22 protein-coding genes and 2 pseudogenes are annotated in these 17,985 nt (G+C 54.7%); 13 read left to right on the plus strand and 11 right to left on the minus strand.

What is annotated here, in order from left to right:
• Positions 1–202: 202 nt before the first annotated feature.
• Positions 203–550, minus strand: a pseudogene (locus AC2FFE_RS18260) (transposase); the annotation flags it as partial.
• Positions 551–567: 17 nt separating this feature from the next.
• Here AC2FFE_RS18260 and AC2FFE_RS18265 point away from each other — a divergent pair.
• The 4 genes and pseudogenes from AC2FFE_RS18265 to AC2FFE_RS18280 all read left to right on the plus strand — a co-directional run bounded on the left by AC2FFE_RS18265 (position 568) and on the right by AC2FFE_RS18280 (position 2,417).
• Positions 568–849 (plus strand): LysR substrate-binding domain-containing protein, encoded by a 282-nt coding sequence (locus AC2FFE_RS18265; RefSeq protein ID WP_496847308.1) that lies wholly within the window; start codon positions 568–570, stop codon positions 847–849.
• Positions 850–1,045: 196 nt separating this feature from the next.
• A pseudogene (locus AC2FFE_RS18270) lies at positions 1,046–1,213 on the plus strand (IS6 family transposase); the annotation flags it as partial.
• 132 nt (positions 1,214–1,345) lie between these two features.
• Positions 1,346–1,723 carry a SnoaL-like domain-containing protein gene (locus AC2FFE_RS18275; RefSeq protein WP_496681225.1) on the plus strand — a complete coding sequence of 126 codons (378 nt, stop codon included), beginning with the start codon at positions 1,346–1,348 and terminating at the stop codon, positions 1,721–1,723.
• A 172-nt stretch (positions 1,724–1,895) separates the two neighbouring features.
• The gene (locus tag AC2FFE_RS18280; protein WP_496847309.1) at positions 1,896–2,417 is read left to right on the plus strand and encodes a S1 family peptidase; all 522 of its coding nucleotides are present in this window, start codon (positions 1,896–1,898) and stop codon (positions 2,415–2,417) included.
• Here the strand turns inward: AC2FFE_RS18280 and AC2FFE_RS18285 are convergent, their stop codons facing one another.
• Both AC2FFE_RS18285 and AC2FFE_RS18290 read right to left on the minus strand, forming a co-directional pair.
• The gene (locus tag AC2FFE_RS18285) at positions 2,418–3,659 is read right to left on the minus strand and encodes an MFS transporter (RefSeq protein WP_496847310.1); all 1,242 of its coding nucleotides are present in this window, start codon (positions 3,657–3,659) and stop codon (positions 2,418–2,420) included.
• 417 nt (positions 3,660–4,076) lie between these two features.
• Positions 4,077–5,297, minus strand: coding sequence for an APC family permease (locus tag AC2FFE_RS18290; RefSeq protein ID WP_496820661.1), 1,221 nt, complete (start codon positions 5,295–5,297; stop codon positions 4,077–4,079).
• Positions 5,298–6,053: 756 nt separating this feature from the next.
• Between AC2FFE_RS18290 and AC2FFE_RS18295 the strand changes: the two genes are divergently transcribed.
• Complete coding sequence (locus AC2FFE_RS18295; RefSeq protein WP_496820662.1) at positions 6,054–6,461, plus strand: c-type cytochrome; 408 nt, start codon at positions 6,054–6,056, stop codon at positions 6,459–6,461.
• 15 nt (positions 6,462–6,476) lie between these two features.
• Here AC2FFE_RS18295 and AC2FFE_RS18300 read toward each other — a convergent pair whose 3' ends face one another.
• Positions 6,477–7,634, minus strand: a complete 1,158-nt coding sequence (locus AC2FFE_RS18300) for a cation:proton antiporter (RefSeq protein ID WP_496847311.1) — start codon at positions 7,632–7,634, stop codon at positions 6,477–6,479.
• Positions 7,635–7,834: 200 nt separating this feature from the next.
• On the opposite strand from AC2FFE_RS18300, the gene AC2FFE_RS18305 reads away from it, so the two are divergent.
• Both AC2FFE_RS18305 and AC2FFE_RS18310 read left to right on the plus strand, forming a co-directional pair.
• Positions 7,835–8,284: a phasin family protein gene (locus AC2FFE_RS18305; RefSeq protein WP_496820664.1), complete on the plus strand. Its 450-nt coding sequence runs from the start codon at positions 7,835–7,837 to the stop codon at positions 8,282–8,284.
• A gap of 57 nt (positions 8,285–8,341) precedes the next feature.
• Complete coding sequence (locus tag AC2FFE_RS18310) at positions 8,342–8,749, plus strand: universal stress protein (RefSeq protein WP_496820665.1); 408 nt, start codon at positions 8,342–8,344, stop codon at positions 8,747–8,749.
• 134 nt (positions 8,750–8,883) lie between these two features.
• Here the strand turns inward: AC2FFE_RS18310 and AC2FFE_RS18315 are convergent, their stop codons facing one another.
• The 7 genes from AC2FFE_RS18315 to AC2FFE_RS18345 all read right to left on the minus strand — a co-directional run bounded on the left by AC2FFE_RS18315 (position 8,884) and on the right by AC2FFE_RS18345 (position 14,143).
• Positions 8,884–9,156, minus strand: coding sequence for a hypothetical protein (locus AC2FFE_RS18315; RefSeq protein ID WP_496847312.1), 273 nt, complete (start codon positions 9,154–9,156; stop codon positions 8,884–8,886).
• Between the two features lie 42 nt (positions 9,157–9,198).
• Complete coding sequence (locus AC2FFE_RS18320; protein ID WP_496847313.1) at positions 9,199–10,773, minus strand: relaxase family protein; 1,575 nt, start codon at positions 10,771–10,773, stop codon at positions 9,199–9,201.
• Positions 10,773–11,195 (minus strand): plasmid mobilization protein, encoded by a 423-nt coding sequence (locus AC2FFE_RS18325; protein WP_496847314.1) that lies wholly within the window; start codon positions 11,193–11,195, stop codon positions 10,773–10,775. Before AC2FFE_RS18325 ends, AC2FFE_RS18320 begins: the two co-directional genes overlap by 1 nt.
• A gap of 52 nt (positions 11,196–11,247) precedes the next feature.
• Positions 11,248–11,946 carry a helix-turn-helix domain-containing protein gene (locus AC2FFE_RS18330; protein WP_496847315.1) on the minus strand — a complete coding sequence of 233 codons (699 nt, stop codon included), beginning with the start codon at positions 11,944–11,946 and terminating at the stop codon, positions 11,248–11,250.
• 309 nt (positions 11,947–12,255) lie between these two features.
• Positions 12,256–13,317 carry a YeeE/YedE family protein gene (locus tag AC2FFE_RS18335; protein WP_496847316.1) on the minus strand — a complete coding sequence of 354 codons (1,062 nt, stop codon included), beginning with the start codon at positions 13,315–13,317 and terminating at the stop codon, positions 12,256–12,258.
• Positions 13,318–13,359: 42 nt separating this feature from the next.
• The gene (locus AC2FFE_RS18340; protein WP_170536475.1) at positions 13,360–13,668 is read right to left on the minus strand and encodes an ArsR/SmtB family transcription factor; all 309 of its coding nucleotides are present in this window, start codon (positions 13,666–13,668) and stop codon (positions 13,360–13,362) included.
• Positions 13,669–13,768: 100 nt separating this feature from the next.
• Positions 13,769–14,143 (minus strand): hypothetical protein, encoded by a 375-nt coding sequence (locus AC2FFE_RS18345; protein ID WP_480551317.1) that lies wholly within the window; start codon positions 14,141–14,143, stop codon positions 13,769–13,771.
• 80 nt (positions 14,144–14,223) lie between these two features.
• Between AC2FFE_RS18345 and AC2FFE_RS18350 the strand changes: the two genes are divergently transcribed.
• The 6 genes from AC2FFE_RS18350 (at position 14,224) to soxA (ending at position 17,910) form a co-directional block, all read left to right on the plus strand.
• Positions 14,224–14,964: a cytochrome c biogenesis CcdA family protein gene (locus AC2FFE_RS18350; protein WP_496847317.1), complete on the plus strand. Its 741-nt coding sequence runs from the start codon at positions 14,224–14,226 to the stop codon at positions 14,962–14,964.
• A 14-nt stretch (positions 14,965–14,978) separates the two neighbouring features.
• Positions 14,979–15,557 carry a thioredoxin family protein gene (locus AC2FFE_RS18355; RefSeq protein ID WP_496847318.1) on the plus strand — a complete coding sequence of 193 codons (579 nt, stop codon included), beginning with the start codon at positions 14,979–14,981 and terminating at the stop codon, positions 15,555–15,557.
• A 131-nt stretch (positions 15,558–15,688) separates the two neighbouring features.
• Positions 15,689–16,165: a sulfur oxidation c-type cytochrome SoxX gene (gene soxX, locus AC2FFE_RS18360; protein ID WP_496847319.1), complete on the plus strand. Its 477-nt coding sequence runs from the start codon at positions 15,689–15,691 to the stop codon at positions 16,163–16,165.
• 46 nt (positions 16,166–16,211) lie between these two features.
• Complete coding sequence (gene soxY, locus AC2FFE_RS18365; RefSeq protein ID WP_496847320.1) at positions 16,212–16,628, plus strand: thiosulfate oxidation carrier protein SoxY; 417 nt, start codon at positions 16,212–16,214, stop codon at positions 16,626–16,628.
• Between the two features lie 36 nt (positions 16,629–16,664).
• The gene (gene soxZ / locus AC2FFE_RS18370; protein WP_170394054.1) at positions 16,665–16,994 is read left to right on the plus strand and encodes a thiosulfate oxidation carrier complex protein SoxZ; all 330 of its coding nucleotides are present in this window, start codon (positions 16,665–16,667) and stop codon (positions 16,992–16,994) included.
• A gap of 70 nt (positions 16,995–17,064) precedes the next feature.
• Entirely contained in the window at positions 17,065–17,910 is an 846-nt protein-coding gene (soxA, locus tag AC2FFE_RS18375; RefSeq protein WP_496847321.1) for a sulfur oxidation c-type cytochrome SoxA, read from the plus strand.
• The last annotated feature ends 75 nt before the right edge of the window (positions 17,911–17,985 follow it).

Genomic DNA, 17,985 nt, shown 5'->3' on the forward strand with positions numbered 1-17,985 from the left:
TTCCTAGCAGTGATAGACAACTGCATTATGGCGCATTGCGACGCCGGTGGAGCAGGAGCCATCCACCCCATCCGGTTCGACGGGCCGCAATGCAGCGATGAAGGTTCTTAGCCAATGTCCGGTTCCCACAGATTCTGTTGAAAAACAACGTGTTGCTGGCGCAGAAAGAGGTCGCCTGAGCTGGGCGCGAGTGCCTTTCTGATCAGGCTTTTCTCATTTGCTGCGGTGCGGTAAAGATCTTCGCCAGTTTGCGGAGGTTCTGGGCGGTGGCGGCGAGGAGGAATTCGTCATTGGCACCACATGGTCCGCGTAATCGGAGCCGTCCGAGGCCCAGGATGCGCTTGAGGCGGGCAAAGAGCATTTCGACCTTCTTTCTGAGCTTCATTGAGATCTCGTACCGAGGGGTCTTGGCAATGTCGCGCGCGACCTGACGGGCGTCTTCGTGCTCCTAACGGGTGATCTTGCGGGCATCGGCGTTCGGGCAACATTTGGCTTTGGATGGACAGCCCTGGCAGACATCTTTCAAGGCGCGGTAGCGGGCCGTGCCCTTTTCCTCACCAATGACTGATGCTTCACGTCATAGGACTCTACGCGCCCAGCCGGTCCAGCCTCACGATCCCGGATTCAAACAGCCGCGTTCAGGCGGTCGTGGATGGCCAGGGGATCGCCCTGTGGGATGATCTGGTCGCGCCTGAATTCAGCGACGGAACCCTTGTCAGATTGTCCGGTGTCAGAGTTGAAAACGCGGGTTACTTTGTCATTTCCACAGATCGGCCGATGTCACATGGCGCGAAAGTATTCTTGGACTGGTTGCGGATTGAAAATGATCGCGGCGATGGGTCGGCCTAGAATCTTGCGGGTTTGCTGCTCTTGAACAGCCGATTTGGAGAAACATGCCGCACCGCCGAATTAACCCCTCCGCATGAGCGAGAGCTTTCTGCGTCAGCAATAGCGGCATGTGCGCAAGTCCGGTTTGTCCGCGGAGCCGTCGTTAGAGCGAGTTGCGACGAACAACCGTTCTGCGGGACAAAACAGCCGTTCGCGACATACGATGCAGCGGTTAAGGCGGATGCGAAGTTTGCAGAAGCTCGCCGCCGTTCACTCCTCCGTCTCCAATCACTTCAACCAGGGACGATCTCTTCCCAGTCGAGACACTTTCAAGTTGACACGCAATGCCGCTCTCGCCGAGTGGCGTGATCTTGGTGCGGCATAGAGGGCAGCTACACTGGCTTGACTGAGGCTGGTTCGAACCGGCCGCACAGTATCCATCAATATTCTTATTGATCCTTGTCAAGATTTGAGCGGGCAAGAAGTGGTACACTCAATGGTAACTCAGGGGGGATTCATGGAAGAGTTAATTGAAATCGGTAGGTCCTTCGTTCAGGCGATGCGTGAGCGCCGGGGCCTTGGAAGTGTTGATGAAATGTATGCCGAAAACGCGCAGTCGATAGAAGCCGTTGTGCCTCCGGTTCGACAATTCCGCGTTTCAAAGGGTCGCGAAGCCATTAAGGGAAAAAGAGAGGATTGGTTGGCATCGCATGAAATCCAAGAACTAGAAGTGGATGGTCCCTACGTCCACCCACCCAACCGCTTTGGAGTCCGCTTCAGAGCCGAAGTCATTCAGAAGGCCACGGGTGAGCGTATGACCCTGCGCGAGATCGCAGTGTATTCGGTGGCAGAAGGCAAGATTGTGCTGGAAGAGTTCTTCATGCTGCCGAAATAAGAAGAGCGACCAACAACATCGGCCTTTTTGTTGGCTTAATCAGTGCGCACGGCTTTCGGGCAAAGTTAAATTCCGGACGGAGGTCGGGAATGCAACACAGAACAGTGGCATATTGCCTTGGACTTCCGGGAACCGAGAACAAGCGCTGATAGACGCGGGTCTTGAGCCAGAGATGTTGAGGCTGCTGGCCTATTTGCCTGATCAAACGGAACCAATAGAGGCCCGTTTGGTGCGGTTTAGTGAAGCGGCAGACTTGGCGATTTTGGAAGTTGAGCCAAGCCGCGTTCAGGACCTTGGAATTCCATTGGGGGATGCCACGTCGCGCGTAGGTGAAGAGCTGTATCTGTTGGGATATCCAACGGGTTTGAAAGCTTTGATCGCGCAGGCTGGTCCGGGCTTTTTAGAGGAACTGGAAGCAGAAGGAACGTTGAACTTTTGGTCGATCGCGTCCCGGCTTTCTGCACAAGGTAAGATACACCCGTTGGCAAGTAGAGGGATAGTTGCACGGACAAGCGGGAACGCCTTCGTCTATGACGCCGAGACCACGACCGGTGGGAGCGGGGGGCCAGCATTGAATCGGCGGGGTGAGGTCGTTGCAATCAATGCTGCGATCTTGCCCGAGTTTGGTGGCTCAAACATCGGCGTCCCGGTCTCACATCTCAGAGCTCTGCTGGGAGAGGTTGAAAGCCAGTGATCATTCGCTCGTTCGGAAGCGCGAGTTTTGAACGAAAAACACTGTGATCAGTGGAACGATCACCGAGATCACGGCCACGGAGATCAGCAAGTATCCAAGTTGACTGTAGTCCGCGGTTGACGTGACCTCACCGGTTTCCGGGTTTGTGACAGCGCGCGTGACGACGTATGTCTGGTTGAGGTATTTGGTGCTTAGGCTGCTGGCTGACAGAGCCATGTTTGTGAACGATGCCATCACCGCAAAGAAAGTCGCTTTCAACTGAACAGGGGCATTGCGTGCAATCCAAGCCAACATAGGGACCATGGCGATCTGTCCAAGCGGCGACTCAACGGCTGTGTCAAGAATGGCTATGAATCTTGCGTCGACAACTCCGCCGGTACGCGCCGCCGTCCATTCGTGCACGCCGTAGTAGAGGGCAAGGTTGGGTAGGGCGAGAATGCCCGCCGCAATCGTCAGCAACACCACCACATGCGCAATGGAGCGGTTGGCCATAAATGGTCGAAGGACGATTAACCCGAGCAGGGCCAACATCGAAGTCAACAAAGCCAGAATTGCCAGGAATTGCTCATCGAATCCCAGTTCATCGATTTCAAACCATGTCAGGCCTGGTCCCGGTAGAGGAACGGCACGAAATACAAAAATGATTGTCGCTGTCCCGATCAAGGCTTTGGCTTGGGCTGGTTCCAACTCCTTCAGCAGACGCGACATGAGGTAAAGGATCACCGTCAGGGAAACCGCAAAAACGGTCTCTTGCGCGAATTCGAAATCTGCGGTACCCAGCACGATGCTGAGCACAACGAATGCAAGGCCGCCGAGCAATATGGACCATTTGACTTCGGTGGCTTCATCCGGCGTATGTGGCGGGTGGCCGCGCCTAATAAGCTGACGCTGGATAAAGCTGTGAAGAACGACTCCACTAACGGACAACACCGGGATGGTCAGAGCTATCAGATATACTTGGCCATAAAGCGCAAGGCGTTCGGATTCTTGCAGTTCTTCGGTTCCAGAGAAAACCCAGATGTTTACAGCCGCAACCGCCGCAACCCCGGAAATGATCGAAACTCTGCCCAAGGTCTGCATCGTTGTGTGCTGTGCACGAGTTTCTTCCGGCGAAAATGGTGCGCCGTTCTGGTCAACCTTTGACACCGCCTCAACCGTCATGGCGTCGGCAACAACGTCCTGAATTGCATAGCCCGAAGGCGCCAAGAGCAAGGCAACAACATACCAGTCTTCCAGCGGCATGAAACTGGACATCTGCGCAGGTGCGGTCACGAGCCCGTACATGGTGAGCAAAGACAACGTGATCAAGGACGCGCCGAACAAGATCAGCAGGGACTTCCAGCGCCAAAACAGGTCCACGACATGACCAAGCGGCATTTTTAGTATCCATGGGATACCAGCCCAAAATGCTAGCCCTGCAACGAAAGAGGCGGATAAATCGAGGTAGTCTTTCAGGAAAAAAGCACCAACGACCGAGGTCAGGCCGGACACGCCGGCCGCAAAATAGACCATCAATGGCGGCAGATAGGACCATTGCAGCTGCTGAACCAGATCCACAAACGTTCTATGCCACCAGGCCGAAAGTTTTGATCCTATGGAAGTTTGGTCAGTCGTCATATGCCGTGGCAGCTAGTTGAGGCCTTTGGGTCGTTGTATCAGTTAGAGAAATCCAGATCCGAAAAGCAATGCACTGGTGATCACCCCAAGGATCGGTATCACAAGAGGAACGCGGAAGTGCTTTGCGGACTCCTCCGGCTTCATCTTCAGCAGGATCAGCGAAATGTTGACAAGCACAAAGACGCCCAAAACGATCTGGGATGTGCGCTCTGCCAGAGTACCAATCGGTATAGTTTGAGTAAGCAGTACGATGATCGCCACGACCAGCAAAGTAGCAACTACTGGTGTCTGCGTTGTTTTAGGGACTATCGCCAGAACCTTCGGCAAATGGTCACGGTCAGCCAGTCCGTAGATCACCCGCGAGGCCATAATCATCTGGATCAGTACTCCATTGACTGTCGCCACAATCGCGACCGCGGAAAAGCCCTGTTTAATCACCTCAGGGGCGTTTGAAAAGACAAGTGCGAGGGGGGCTGCAGATGTCGACAGAACATCGATCGGAACAACAAGTAGAACCGTCATTGACGTTCCCAGATATAACACGGTCGCCAGAACGAGCGTTAGTAAAATTGCTTTTGGGATGGTGCGGACGGGGTCTTTGACCTCTTCTGCGACATTGGCCATGTCCTCGAAGCCAACAAACGCAAAGAAGGCGAGGAGTGATGCCGCGAAAATGCCTCTCCATGCGTCGAGTTCAAGCGGGGGAAGCATCGAACTGATTTCGTATCCCTGCGGATCCTGAATCGACATACCCCAGCCAATCACAAAGAGAAGGCCTGCGATCTCGATGATCGTAATGACAGCCGCAAAAAAGACTGACTCAGTGATCCCCCAGAGCGCGATTAGACCCATGATCAAAACGACGCTGATGGTCAAAAAAGGGATGGCAAAACCGGTTAAAGCGTGCAGGTATGACGCTGCGCCAATTGCAACTGCAGAGGCAGAGATAATCCCTGAAGCTGCGACCGCGAGGCCGACGAAAACCGCCATCCAGTTTTTCTGGAATCCTGCCTCAACATAGGCTGCTTCACCTGCGCTGACGGGAAATCGTGTTGCGAGTTCTGCATACGAAAGCGCGGTGAGTGATACGGCAAGTGCGGCCACAACGAACGAAAACGCCGCAAAGGGTCCGGCAATGTCTGCTGTTGCACCGACTAAAACGTAAATGCCCGCTCCGACCGTTACCCCAAGGCCATAAAGCGTGAGCAACGGGGTAGTAAGGGCCCGTCTGAGTTTCTGTTCGTTTGAATCAACTGAGTTCATAAGTGATTTCCGCCAACTGCCCATTCCGAACGTCGTCAGTGGCGTCCGTCTCTTTTTGTCTCGATTGGCGCAGCGGATTGATCCTATGGTCAAAGCCGCACCGAATGCTTTGTGTCTCAACGTCTGGGCACATTAGGCGCCAATCAACTAAATGGGGGCTCGCCATCACTCCTGCCGAGCCCCCGTGGGTGGAACTTCCACTCCTTCAAAATTCCGTTCACCTTCGTGTTTACTTGGGGACAGGACGGTGAACGTAGAATATGTTGAAACATTCGAATTTCACTATGTAATTCATGTTGGTGCTTTGATCTATGTCAATCAACTCGCGGCGTCGGGTCTGCGAGGCTGAACGCAACCCAACTGTCGTTTGTCGTCGGACTTAAAGGCAAAGCAAACATGTTCGACGGTTTCAGATTTAGGGTGGAAAGCAATTAGTGACGCTTTGGAACCTGTTACCAGTCTTGGGCTCGGATGGATGCGCTCAGATGGTTGCATCGCGTGCCTTATCACCTCTGGCGAATTCTCAGGCATATGAAAATATTGGAAGGAGCACCGTCTGCGCGCAAGGGTGGTGAGGTCAACGATGAGGTGGCGTAGTTGTAGGCCGGCCGGAATAAATTAGGCGCGTAAACCAACGCTATTCGACTGAAACGCCAATCCTCGTACAGGAGCGTCCAAAATGAGCGAGGTCAAAGTGCTTTCTTAAGGATGCCTTATAATAAGATTTTCTTCCGGGGCAGCAAATTGGAGGAGCATATGCAGATTTTTCGCGGGATTTTACTGGCACTATTGGTCACGGGACCCGCTCTGGCACAGGACGTCAGCGTCGATGAGGGAAGTGATTTGTATCGGACGTATTGTTGGCAGTGTCACGGTTTCGAAGCGACCGGAGACGGACCAATGGCGGAAATGCTTGCTATTCGAACACCGGACCTTACCAAATTGGCGGGCGAAAACGACGGTGTGTTTCCGATAGTTCGCATAGCTGAACAGATTGATGGTCGTTCACAATTGCTCGCCCATGGGGGCGAAATGCCAATCTTTGGCGCGGTGTTTGAGACAGACCAACAAATCGCGGTGGCTCTGCCTAATGGGCAACCTATGATGGTAGGCCTGCCGTTGGCGAATTTGCTCGCCTTTCTTGAATCGATCCAGTCTGAATAGTCACTGACCAATCTGCTAGTCCGTGTCAGCCGTGCGTCTGATTGACATGAGAGTGAGTGGCGGCCCCAACACCTCGAAGACCACAGTGCTGGCTAGAGTAAAGGCCATGATCGACGCGGCCCAATGCGGAAATTGTTCTCCAGCTACAAGGGCCATTCCTACTGCGACACCGGCCTGTGGTAACAAAGCGGGACCGTACCAGCGGGTCTGACGGCGAGGCAGGCCGCCAAGTCTCGCTCCGCTATAACCCCCGACGAGGCGGGCGACGGCGCGCAAGAATAGGAAAAGAGCACCAGCCCAGCCCATCAAACCGAAGGCTTCAATTTCCAACGTGGCGCCAGCCAACAGGAAGAACAGGATCATGAATGGCCACTGAATGTGCTCGATCTCATGAAAAGCACGGTCGTGATGGCGGGCAAGATTCCCGATAACTGCGCCCGCAACCATGCCTGCTACCAAGAAGGAAACCTCCAGCCAAAGCGCGAGGCCCGCGGTAAGAAAGACTATGCCCACTGCTTCTGCCTGCATTGGCTCCCCCGGTTTCAAGCGGCCGGTCAGGTAAGCGGATGGCACGCCTAGTGCGCAACCCAGCAAAATAGCCCCTCCGAAATCCCACATCGCTGTGGTCGTGACGGTGGCCCAACCATCCGAATGACCGGCCAGAACCAAGGCGATGCTGAAAACGATCAGACCCCAAGCGTCATCAATTGCGACGACGCCCTTTAATGTCTCGGTGAAGCTGTTGGACACCCCAGATTGCTTGATCACGTCCGTCATGGCGGCCGGAGCCGTAGCCGTAGCAATTGCCGCCAGCACCATTGCCAACCCGAAGGGTACGCCGATTGCGGTCAATCCAGCAGACACGATAACAAGGGTTGCAACCACGATTGAAATCGAAATCGTCAGAATGGCTCTGCCATGCCGAACCAGGTTCTCGCGGGTTAAAGAACCTCCAAGAAGAAACGCGACCATCGTTAAAGCCACCATGGAAATCTCGTCGAACCACATTGCAACGTCGAGTGGGATCAAACCCATTCCGGCGTTCCCGGCGATCAGACCGAGGAAAAGCAAGGTTGTAACACGAGGAAGATGCGTGACCCGGCCAAGTTGGTCGGCCGCCAATCCAGCAAGGAAGAGGATACCAAGGGTAATCAGAAAGCCGGCAATGTGCATAGAAAACCAAGCGTTAAGTTCTTGTCTAGACTACTCTAACTCCAACACTGCCCTCTAGGAACCGATGTCGGAGAGAATGCGAGTGTCCCGTTGCGGCCTATGCCGAGGGTAATAAAAATAAGGGATTTTGATCTGTGTTAAGGCGAAAGCGCGCCGCAGGTGGCACAATAGCCTATTCAGGGAATGAGGAGGAATTTTCGATGCCGACAAAGAAATCTAACACAAATAGCCCGACCTCACTTTTGGATGTTTTCAAGCAAATGCAGCCGCCCATGTCTGGCAATCCGGCCTTCGGTGCCCAGATCGAACAGTTTTGGGACGCACAAGAAAAATTGCTCGAAGAAACAGAGGCCTTTGCACAGCATTGGTTCGAACGGCGTCATGAGGCGGTCCGGACGGCTCTAAAAGCTGCACGCAATGTGTCTTCCGCGAACCCGTCCGATCCATCGAAAGCCCTTCAGAGCATGGCGGAATGGCAGCGCCATTCGGCTGAGCGGTTGGTTGCTGACGCGCAGGAATGGTTCGAAACCGTGTCCAGTTGTGCATCTTACGTCGCCGAAACCGAAGCTGAAGCTGTCGAGAAAACAGTTGGTGATGTTGCAGCCGCTACAAAGAACGCGGGGAAGTCTTCAAAGTCTGAGCCTGTGTAGGATTCCTACTGCCGAAAAACCAAACTGAAATCGTCGAGGCAGTAGATAGGAGGTCAAATGTACAAGAATATCCTGATCCCGGTTGCTCTGGACCAAGAACACGACACACAAGCGTCGTTTGAGGCCGCGCGCCAATTGGCTGATACGGACGCTGTTTTCACCGTTGTACACGTCCAAGAACCCATTCCGGCATATGTAGGGTCTCAGATTCCAAGTGAAGTGCTTGCACATACGCAGCATGAGATATTGGAAAACCTGCATCAGACTGCCTCTCAAATTCCAGGCGCGAAGGTACAGCTCATCTCCGGGCATGCGGGTAGGGCTATTGTCGACTTCGCAAATCAGATCGATGTTGATTGCATCGTCTTGGCTTCGCACAAACCTGGATTCGAGGACATATTCCTAGGTTCCACTGCGAACAGAGTCGTGCATCATGCCAAGTGTTCGATTCACGTAATACGGTGATCCAAAGCTAGCGATGCGAGAATTCTATGGGGTCTTGTCAGAAGAACTTGGGTAGAGCGCTGCAGGGCGGTTGCGTAGCTTTTGCCCATGACCAATCCTGCCGAAAAAGTGCCCGATCTGACAACAACAGATTTTTACAGCCTAGTGAAATCGGACGTACAAAGCTGTCCGACCTCGATCACCTTGGCGTCCAATCCTAACTCCCTGATCAAAAACCCTTTGTCGCCCCACTTCCGGATGTAGCGCAGGTAGCCGTTGCCTTCTGCGTCCATAAACAGACAACGGAGGTCACTGTATTCGCCCCAAACACCTGCGATGGCGATCAACGGGACGTCTTTTGGCAAGCAGCGCACTTTCTCGAAGTCGCGATAGTCGATCCCGAAGTCGAGTGCTTGGCGAAAACTCATGGTGAAGCGATCATGTGAAAACAACATTGCTTTCCCTTCAAATTACAATTGGAAGCCGTAGTCACGGTCTTGCTCAAGGCGTTGCTCGTTCAGTTCTCGTTCAGCTGATTTTCGGCGGCTCTCGCTAGTCTCAAACTGGTCTGCAAGTTCTCTTCCAGCGTCGTGTAGCTCTGCTCTTCGGTCAGCAAGCCGGCTAATGTGGTGACTGACACGAGATGCGATTTCATGAGCAGCTCCACGCACTGTCCTAAGCCATTCAGTCTGGTTTCGATCCCGGTCGTCGAGCGTTCTTCCAAGCTGCGCAATTCCTTGGCTGAGGTCTCGCAAGCCGTCACCAACCGCTCGACGCACGCGAGCAAATCTCGCTCCAAAGCTGTCAGGGGTTGATTCATCTAGTTCGGCTCCACTCTGATGCAGGAAACCAATCGGCTCGCCACCGAACAGGTGCGCATGCTTGATGTCTCTGACGGCAGGATCAAATAAGTCGCTTGCTCGTGCAGCACCGTCTGAATGCCCAAGCTCTCTAATTGCGCCGTTGTCGCCATCGTCGAAAGTTTCCAGCTCCACAGAAAGGTCAGCCCTAGCGTCACTGAGATCAGCACTAGACAGGCTGTTGCGGTCGCCCAGGGTGAAATCCATAATATTCGTTTGATCGTGTCGATGTGACTCTGCCAGGCCGTCCCGCTCCAATCCAGAAACATGCGGGTATCGGTTTCGATTGTATTCCGCGCGTGTGTCACACATTCCAGAATATCGTTCCTGAAGTTCTGCAGTTGAGACTCCATCAAGACGGCGTGTTCTTTGCGGATCTCGTCCAGATCCGCGTTCAATTTCTCGCTCAGCCGCGTCGGCTTGCCATTCGTCACGGAATATTTCTCCTTTCAATCGCCAGCGTTCGCCGGTCTCTGGGTCTTTGGCGGTGATGTAATTCTTGCTGGCGCGGGGGATGTCATAACCAACATCCGTCAAGGTATCGATCATGCTGGCGCGGTCGGTGATGGCACCGATGCTGATCTGGTCGAGGATCCAGCGGTGCAGATCTTCGCGGCCTTGCGCGCGTGTCGGGGTCTCCAGGGCCGCCTGCACTTCTTGCGCCCGCTCTAGCTCCATCGGATCGGCCCAGCCGTGCGTCTTGTTCATCAGGTCACGCAGGCTGTCGTAGGCTGTCTGATAACCTGGAGGCGCGATGTTGAGGCTCTTGCCTGTGGTCAGCTCCAATCGTGGCGTGCAGAAATGCAATTCAATGCGATCTTCGTGGCTGTGGCGGACCCAGAGCATGTCGTATTGCTCGCCATCCAGCCCGGCAAAGGCCAGCTGCTCGAAGGCATCCATGACCTCGGCCTGCTGTTCCTCGCCGGGCGCGTCACCGGCGGCAAAGCTGATCACGCCCGCCCGGTAGGTCCATTGGTGGCGACTGGCGTCGATCAACGCCTCGGTGCGGCTTGGATCGCCGCGCAGCACTTCCGGCAAGGGATTGCGCGTGACGGTCAGGGGCTGGCCATCGGCATCGCGGACCAGGTTGCGATTGCCGTCATAGGCCAACACGCGCTCGGCCACGAGGTAACCGACAGGACCTGCGCCCGCGCCCTTGCCGTTGGGGAAGAACTTGATCAGCACTACCGCGCCTCGTCGAGGAGCTGCGCGAGCTGGCGTTCGATCACCAACAGACGGCGCGCAACGGTCAGGCTGTCGAGGTCGGTTCGACCAACCAGAAGCGCCCGGTTCACAAACCGCGCAACCTGGTTGAGATTTCCGCCGATGCGCCCGACCGCAAGAACCAACGCTGGATCAACGCGCGGTGCGGACTTGCGACGGCGAGCTTCGGTCAAGCCAAGCGCCTCGCGCAGGAGTGTCGCTGCGGGGACGCCAGCGGTCTCAGCCTTGGCACGAAGCTCAGCCTTCTCGGCAGCTGTACACCGGAATACGAAGGTCTCGGTCAGCTGCTTTTTGAAGTGGGGCTTGCCCGCGACGGTGGGGTTCGAAGGGGAGGCTTGCCGCCCCTCGCAAGGTCCCGTGTCAGAAGCGCCAGTGTATGACAAGGGTCGCCTTGCTCTTTGCTCAACTCGCATGGCGCACTTCCGGCTCAGCTGGCTACAAAACAGTCCAACCCTTCTCGATGAGCCAGTGCTGCCAAGCGGGCCAGTCGTCCTTGTTAGTTGGCGGGAACCTGTCCGGAAGCCAGTATCCGCTAGCGCCGTTCTCCCAGGCAGCTGGCAGGATTCTGTCAATCCAGGTTCCAAACATGCGTTCTGCGAACACTTCCCATTGGCGACAACCGAATGATGATCGCGGAACGAATACAGCCTGCGGTACACCTCCGCGCGCCGAGGCGGATGGCCCTCCATCCGGCAGATCCGGCTCAAGCGCGGTTTTTTGTTCTTTGGATTGTTCAATCTTTATATAGGAAAGATCACCTGCGAGCCTCTTTTCGCCCGCGATTGACCCCTTTTCAGTATTCGAATGGCTCATTGGTGCGCCCTTTTTCTTGGGACGAAATGGGATGATTTTGGAAGGCGCGCGAAGGTCATAGTTGGTGCAGTTTCCGGCGCCACGTCCTTCGGTTCGAAAGAGCCAACCGAACTCAACAAGCTGTCGAAGGCATCGCTTGATGGTTGCCAATGACATACCCGCCAAGAACTCGACCAATGTGTTCAGCGATGGATTGAGCTGGCCAGTTTTATCGTTGGCGAACTGAACGGAAAGCGCTGATGCGACCGCTTTTGTGGATGAATTGAGGTCGGCACATTGCAGAACAGCTTTCAGCCATTCAAAACGGTTAAGCTTAGGCATGTGCAGCTCCCGCGATTGCGGTCAGATGGTCTTTTTGATAAACTGTGTGTGCAGAAAGATTTGCATTGCCGTTGAGGTGGGTGGCAGCCCCCTCAGCGGTTTTTTTGGGGCCGAATTGCCTCTTGGATAGGTTTGACAAACAGCGGCTAAGCCTTTGATTTTTGGTAGCTGGTTTGACAGTATGCTCCGATTTAAAATCTTGAAAACACTGTTTTAGTTTTGGATTGAAAATCCTCGTGTCGGTGGTTCGATTCCGCCCCCGGGCACCATTTTCGAGTGACGTAAGGTGTGCCGACCATGGCTTGAATCTTATTGTTCGGCTATGAAGGACAGCCCCGAAACAAGCTGTTTCAGGCCCAGCGTGGCACCTGCAAAGATTGCGGCAAAGGTCACTGGTGCGCTGTATGCCAATAGCGAGAAGGCCGATATGCCTTGTCCGACGCTGCATCCGACTGCAATGATTGCGCCGGGGCCCATAATCGCTGCACCCAGAATTTGTCGCTTTAACTCACGCGGGTCCTCGCATGCCTCCCAGCGGAAATGACCTTTAGACCAGGACCCCAGAAACGCGCCGATCAGAACGCCGGAAACTGATCCGACGGCAAAGGACAACGTGTTCCCGGACGCGGTCATGAGGTAGAGTATCGTATCACCCAATGGTGCGGCGAAGGTGTGGGTTTGGGCTCTCTCAGCATCGAATCCGTATGTCGCGACCCAGTTTGTCCCAAGCCATCCAGAGACAATCGCCAACCCGACCGCGGCGCCCCAAAACACTTGCATAGGGGTTCGACGGAAGCGATCATTTGCCAGTGCAAACACGATCAGGATGGTGCCAACAACCGATCCGAAGACCCACGCGGGAATCGAAGTTAGTCGTTCTGCCAGATAGCTGAGGCTTTGGGGCGCGCTGAGATTCATCTCCACCGGAAAAACCCAAACCCGCAGATAGGCCAGGGGGCCTGACATTGCGATATAGGCTGAAAGGCCCATGATCAGAACGATGACGAATGATCGAAGATCGCCGCCTCCAAGCCGCGCCAATGCGCCATAACCGCAATTCCCGCTGATGGCCATTCCATAGCCGAACATCAGGCCACCCACGATTAAACCGATCGGGTTCCATGTCTGTGCAAGGTATCGTGTCTCAACAGGATCAAGCCACTGAAGCCCTATGGCCACGTGGCTGCCTAGGATCGCAACACCGATGGCGATGGCCCACATGCGCATCCGTCGGTCATCATCTGCATACAGATAGTCTTCGATCGCACCCAATGTGCAAAACCGACCGATACGCGCAGCAAGGCCCAAGACGACGCCGCCAATCAAACCGATCAGGGCAACGGTATTTGCGTCTCCTATTGTTTCGAGCATGGCCAGTCTCCTCCCAAAGCTGGCGGTGTCTTTGAATGGCCTCTACTTCTCCCTACAGAATAGATCGTAGACGACTTCCAGGATTTGCGTCGATCGATCATCAGCCAGGCTGTAGTAGATCGTTTTGCCTTCGCGTCGCGTTTTGACCAGACCTTCGAACCGCAAGCGCGATAGTTGCTGTGACACCGCCGCTTGCCGGGCCGAAAGCATCTCTTCCATCTGCGTCACGGATTTCTCGCCCGAGGACAGGTAGCACAAGATCATCAGACGTCCTTCGTGGCTGATCGCCTTTAGGAAGTTTGATGCCGTCTGCGCATTCTCCATCATTCTGTCCAGATCGTCTGCGCACATGTCCTTTGTGAACACTGGCAGTTTCGAAGGTTTGTCCAACAAGGTCGCCTCGCTTTCTCGGCTTCACGCATTCAAAACAGTTTATGTGATTTGTCTTATTTTAGCCAGACGTCTCAATAACTACCCCGGCGTCACGTAGCAATACGCCCAGGAACCCCCAGAAAAAGTCTTCGCCCGGGTAGCCTTCAATCCGGCCCACCTCCTGACCGCTGTCCAGTAGAACAAAAGTCGGCGTGTAGTAGAGAGGTTTTTCCAAAGTGACATCGTCCGGGGTCGCTTGGTGAATATCAAGCCGTTGCAGCGGTGCTGCTTTTCCTTCGGGTGTCTTGGGATAGATATCAGAGATTTCATCATCCCAGCGGGCACACCACATGCACCCATCTTCTTCGGCCATCAAAAGCGTCATCTCGGCCTGCGAACACACAGGAAAAACAAGCAAAGTCATTGCTAAAGGCAGCAGAAACAGGGTGCGCATCTCAAGCTCCGATTGACCGCGACGATATATCTTTACTATTTTGAATGTGTGAATGATAGCCTGACAGGACTGTTTTGAGCATGTTCGACATCACATTTGCAGGAGCTGTGGTCGCCGGTCTGTTGTCCTTTCTTTCCCCGTGCATTCTGCCAATTGTCCCGTTTTACCTCAGTTATCTGGCGGGGGTCGGGATGGAGCGGATCTCGGCAGGCGCTGAGAATCCCGTCAATACACGTCGCCGGGCGACGCTTTCGGCAGTCGCATTCGCGGCAGGCATCATCACGATCTTCATGGCGCTTGGCGCTACCGCGTCGATTTTCGGACAACTGGTTCGAGAGTATTTTGATATCCTGCGCTGGATTGCTGCGGCAATCATCATCGCGATGGGCCTGCATTTTCTGGGGCTCGTGCGCATCGGGTTTCTCTATCGCCAATATCGAGCGGATGTTGGCGAAACCTCGAATGTCGGCTTGATCGGGGCCTATGTGCTTGGCCTGGCCTTCGCGTTTGGCTGGACGCCCTGTGTGGGGCCCGTGCTTGCCGCGATCCTGTTCACTGCTGCAGGAACCGAGACTGCGTGGCGGGGCGCGCTGTTGTTGTTCGCCTATGGGGTGGGAATGACAGCCCCGTTTGTTCTGGCGGCCTTTCTGGTGCGCCCTTTCATGCAATGGATGGCACGGTTCAGGAAACACTTGCCTTTGATCGAAAAGGCGATGGGTTGTCTGCTGATCCTGTTCGGCGTGCTGATCGCCACCAACTCCATCAATCACATCGCGCAATGGATGCTGGACCACATGCCGTGGCTTGCAACCATCGGCTAATAGCGGAGGATGATATGAAACGAGCCTTTTCAATTCTGGTCGTACTTTTAGTGGGTGCGTCGGTTTCTGCCGCTGAACTGGGGGATGATGGACTGCACAAAACGCCGTGGATGCGTGACACGTTCAAGGACCTCCGAGAAGATCTTGAAGAGGCTGCGGGCGAAGGTAAGCGATTGGTTTTGTTCATAGAACAGCAAGGCTGTATCTATTGCAAGAAGATGCACGAAGAGGTGTTTCCACAGCCCGACCTGGCGGCGTATATCGAAGAAAACTTCTTTGTCGTACAGATGGATTTGCATGGAAGCACCACGGCAACCGACTTTGACGGGCAAGAAGATGAGCAAAGGGCACTGATGCGCAAATGGGGGATTCTATTCACCCCAACGCTTGTGTTCCTACCGGAAGAGGTGCCCGAAGACGCCACAGCCGTTCAGGCTGCGGTTGCTGTAATGCCGGGGGCGTTCTCAAATTCAACAACCTTGGATCTTTTCACCTGGGTTGATGAGAAACGCTACGACCTTGAGAATGGTGAAGATTTTCAACGGTATCATGCACGCCGCATTCAGGAGCGTAACAATGTTTCGCAGGATTAAGCATTGCGGTTACAAATAAAAAAATTCAATAAGATGAATTTAATGTTGCGAAGAGCAATGCCCGTCGACTACGGTACACAAAAGCTTTGGATCGCAAAGCGCCATGGGCGCGGTAGCAAACGGGAGGGATCATGAGGCTGAGACTCTTAACATTGGTCTGCACGATGTCGGGTGTTGCCGCATTTGCAGCGGATACAGGCCCGAAAGACGTAACCTATGATGACTATGGTGCGGTAGAGGTCTCTCTGACCGGGGTCGCGGGCGATGTCGCAAACGGCGCGCTCATCGTTGGGGACAAGTCAAAAGGCAACTGTGTGGCCTGTCACGCTGTCACGGCTTTGGCGGACATACCATTTCATGGCGAAGTTGGGCCAATGCTGGATGGGGCGGGTGACCGCTGGTCCGAGGCCGAGCTTCGCGGCTTGGTCGCTAACGCAAAGATGACTTTCGATGGTACGGTCATGCCCGCATTCTACAAGGATGACGGCTATATCCGCCCGGGTGATGCCTATACGGGCAAAGCGCCTACGGCACCTTTGACGTCGATCTTGACAGCACAGGAAATCGAAGATGTGGTCGCGTTTCTGGCGACCCTGAAAGAAGAATAATCGCGCTTTCCGGCGTGACTTTGCGAAGATTCAAAGGAGATTGAAAATGGAACTCTCTCGCCGCGAGACTCTGGCCCTTGGCCTGGGCGCCGCGTTCCTGACAATGATGCCGCTCCGAGCAAATGCGGCCGCTGAAGATGCGATTGCTGCGTTCACGGGTGGCGCGGATGTGGTCGATGGCGGTGTCACTTTGACGGCGCCGGAAATCGCCGAAAACGGGAACACCGTACCAATCGAAGTCAGTGCGCCAGGCGCTGCGTCTATCCTGATCGTGGCTGCAGGCAACCCCGAGCCGGGCGTTGCAACCTTCAACTTTGGCCCGCTGGCGGCGGAACAAGCCGCATCAACCCGTATCCGTTTGGCCGGTACGCAGGATGTCATCGCCGTGGCCAAAATGGCTGATGGCAGCTTTGCCAAGGCATCCGCGACCGTAAAAGTGACAATCGGTGGCTGCGGCGGCTGATTGCCACGCGCGCCTCGAAGAACAGGAGATTAATCCATGGCATCCGGTGTAAAACCCCGCGTCAAGGTTCCAAAGACAGCCGCGGCTGGTGAGACCATCACGATCAAAACCCTGATCAGCCACAAGATGGAAAGCGGCCAGCGCAAGGACAAAGAAGGCAACGTCATCCCGCGTTCGATCATCAACCGTTTTACCTGTGAATTTAACGGAGAAATGGTTGTTGACGTGACGATGGAGCCGGCGATTTCGACCAACCCGTACTTCCAGTTCGAAGCGACTGTGCCGGAGGCCGGTGAGTTTGTCTTCACCTGGTACGATGACGACGGCTCAGTCTACGATGAGAAGAAAACGATCGAGATCGCCTGACGGCTCGACGACTAAGGCAGATCAGCGCGGGTCCGAGGAATTGGCGCTGATCCACCAAGGGAGGAACGCAATGAATACCAAGGTACTTACGGCGATCGCGGCAATTCTGGTTTTCCCGGCTGCAGTGATGGCTGGACCGGACGAAGACAAGCTTGTGATCAATGATGAGCTGGACATGACCTCGGTCACAGAAGCCCCGGCGCATCTCGAAAACTTCGACACGATCTATTCGGGTTGGCATTTCCGCACGGATGAAACCCAAGCGCTTCAAATTGATGACTTCGACAATCCTGCAATGATCTTCGTCGATCAGGCCGCTGATCTCTTCGAGACGGTTGATGGTGCCGCAGGTGAGAGCTGTGCCTCATGCCACGATGGGGTCGAAAGCTTCGAAGGGCTTCAGGCATCAATGCCGAAAGTGGATGCCGAAACTGGCAAGCTGGTCGTCATGGAAGATCTGATCAACAAGTGCCGTACAGACCGCATGGAAGCTGATGCCTGGAAATGGTCCGGGGGAGATATGCAGGGCATGGTCGCTTTGATCGGTCTGCAATCCCGCGGGATGCCAATGAATGTCGCGATTGATGGCGATGCCGCCCCGTTTTGGGAGCAGGGCAAAGAGATGTATTATACCCGCTATGGTCAGTTGGAGCTGAGCTGTGCCAATTGTCATGAAGACAACTGGGGCAACATGATTCGTGCCGACCACCTGAGCCAGGGTATGATCAACGGGTTCCCGACATACCGTCTGAAACAGGCCAAGCTGATCTCGCGTCACAATCGTTTCCGCGGCTGTATTCGCGATACGCGGGCGGAAACCTTTGCCGAAGGGTCGGACGAGTTCCGCGCCTTGGAGCTGTATGTAGCATCCCGAGGCAATGGGCTTTCAGTCGAAACCCCGGCTGTACGTCAGTAACAACGGGCCCGCGCTAGCAATGCTTTGCGCGGGTTTTTAGCAAAAATAACATTCACATATTTATATGTGAAATAG

The sequence above is a fragment of the Ruegeria sp. YTSA168 genome, assembly GCF_059610045.1.

Bases quoted from the DNA above. Each gene is read 5' to 3' on its own strand.
- AC2FFE_RS18340 (WP_170536475.1), bottom strand. From the start codon at position 13,668: ATGTGCGCAGACGATCTGGACAGAATGATGGAGAATGCGCAGACGGCA.
- AC2FFE_RS18285 (WP_496847310.1), bottom strand. From the start codon at position 3,659: ATGCCGCTGGAAGACTGGTATGTTGTTGCCTTGCTCTTGGCGCCTTCG.
- AC2FFE_RS18330 (WP_496847315.1), bottom strand. From the start codon at position 11,946: ATGCCTAAGCTTAACCGTTTTGAATGGCTGAAAGCTGTTCTGCAATGT.
- AC2FFE_RS18350 (WP_496847317.1), top strand. From the start codon at position 14,224: ATGTTCGACATCACATTTGCAGGAGCTGTGGTCGCCGGTCTGTTGTCC.
- soxX (WP_496847319.1), top strand. From the start codon at position 15,689: ATGAGGCTGAGACTCTTAACATTGGTCTGCACGATGTCGGGTGTTGCC.
- AC2FFE_RS18355 (WP_496847318.1), top strand. From the start codon at position 14,979: ATGAAACGAGCCTTTTCAATTCTGGTCGTACTTTTAGTGGGTGCGTCG.
- AC2FFE_RS18345 (WP_480551317.1), bottom strand. From the start codon at position 14,143: ATGCGCACCCTGTTTCTGCTGCCTTTAGCAATGACTTTGCTTGTTTTT.
- soxA (WP_496847321.1), top strand. From the start codon at position 17,065: ATGAATACCAAGGTACTTACGGCGATCGCGGCAATTCTGGTTTTCCCG.
- soxY (WP_496847320.1), top strand. From the start codon at position 16,212: ATGGAACTCTCTCGCCGCGAGACTCTGGCCCTTGGCCTGGGCGCCGCG.
- AC2FFE_RS18295 (WP_496820662.1), top strand. From the start codon at position 6,054: ATGCAGATTTTTCGCGGGATTTTACTGGCACTATTGGTCACGGGACCC.
- AC2FFE_RS18310 (WP_496820665.1), top strand. From the start codon at position 8,342: ATGTACAAGAATATCCTGATCCCGGTTGCTCTGGACCAAGAACACGAC.
- AC2FFE_RS18305 (WP_496820664.1), top strand. From the start codon at position 7,835: ATGCCGACAAAGAAATCTAACACAAATAGCCCGACCTCACTTTTGGAT.
- soxZ (WP_170394054.1), top strand. From the start codon at position 16,665: ATGGCATCCGGTGTAAAACCCCGCGTCAAGGTTCCAAAGACAGCCGCG.
- AC2FFE_RS18315 (WP_496847312.1), bottom strand. From the start codon at position 9,156: ATGAGTTTTCGCCAAGCACTCGACTTCGGGATCGACTATCGCGACTTC.
- AC2FFE_RS18265 (WP_496847308.1), top strand. From the start codon at position 568: ATGCTTCACGTCATAGGACTCTACGCGCCCAGCCGGTCCAGCCTCACG.
- AC2FFE_RS18300 (WP_496847311.1), bottom strand. From the start codon at position 7,634: ATGCACATTGCCGGCTTTCTGATTACCCTTGGTATCCTCTTCCTTGCT.
- AC2FFE_RS18290 (WP_496820661.1), bottom strand. From the start codon at position 5,297: ATGAACTCAGTTGATTCAAACGAACAGAAACTCAGACGGGCCCTTACT.
- AC2FFE_RS18280 (WP_496847309.1), top strand. From the start codon at position 1,896: ATGTTGAGGCTGCTGGCCTATTTGCCTGATCAAACGGAACCAATAGAG.
- AC2FFE_RS18275 (WP_496681225.1), top strand. From the start codon at position 1,346: ATGGAAGAGTTAATTGAAATCGGTAGGTCCTTCGTTCAGGCGATGCGT.
- AC2FFE_RS18335 (WP_496847316.1), bottom strand. From the start codon at position 13,317: ATGCTCGAAACAATAGGAGACGCAAATACCGTTGCCCTGATCGGTTTG.